The sequence below is a fragment of the Gallicola sp. Sow4_E12 genome (assembly GCF_052116305.1).
Lineage (GTDB): Bacteria > Bacillota > Clostridia > Tissierellales > Peptoniphilaceae > JBQKLI01.
The window spans coordinates 1-580 of sequence record NZ_JBQKLI010000060.1; the positions used below are offsets into that span (position 1 = coordinate 1).

At 43.1% G+C, this 580-nt stretch carries 1 tRNA gene and 1 rRNA gene; both read left to right on the top strand.

Annotated features, from left to right (window positions below):
* Positions 1-100 (top strand): 16S ribosomal RNA (locus tag ACTQ46_RS11155); the annotation flags it as partial.
* A gap of 146 nt (positions 101-246) precedes the next feature.
* Positions 247-322, top strand: a tRNA-Ala gene (locus ACTQ46_RS11160).
* The last annotated feature ends 258 nt before the right edge of the window (positions 323-580 follow it).

The window sequence follows — 580 nt, forward strand, 5'->3', positions numbered from 1 at the left end:
GCCAACCGCAAGGAGGCAGCTGTCGAAGGTAGGGTCAATGACTGGGGTGAAGTCGTAACAAGGTAGCCGTATCGGAAGGTGCGGCTGGATCACCTCCTTTCTAAGGAGCTAAAAAGTTCTATGTTATTCCTCTATTCATTCAGGAATGAAAAAAATAAGATAATGAGCGAAGTGCCTTTCATGGAAAAGAACGCAAGGGAACAGAAATAAAGGTACTCACATTATAAAATAAATCCTTATATTTATGGGGGTGTAGCTCAGTTGGGAGAGCACCTGCCTTGCAAGCAGGGGGTCAGGAGTTCGAATCTCCTCATCTCCACCATGAAGTTTCTTAAAACTTCATAACCATAAAGAAACAAAGAAAAGCGAATACGGAAAAAAAGCAGGAAAGAATGAATAAACGTAGAAAAGACGAAGTCTTTTCCACCACAACTTCACTCTCCCCTCTTCACACTCCACACTTCGCGAAGCACATTGAAAACTGAATCTGTAGTAAAAGAAAGAGAAATAGATATTTCTGGTCAAGCAACGAAGGGCATAGGGTGAATGCCTTGGCACTAGTGGCCGATGAAGGACGCGA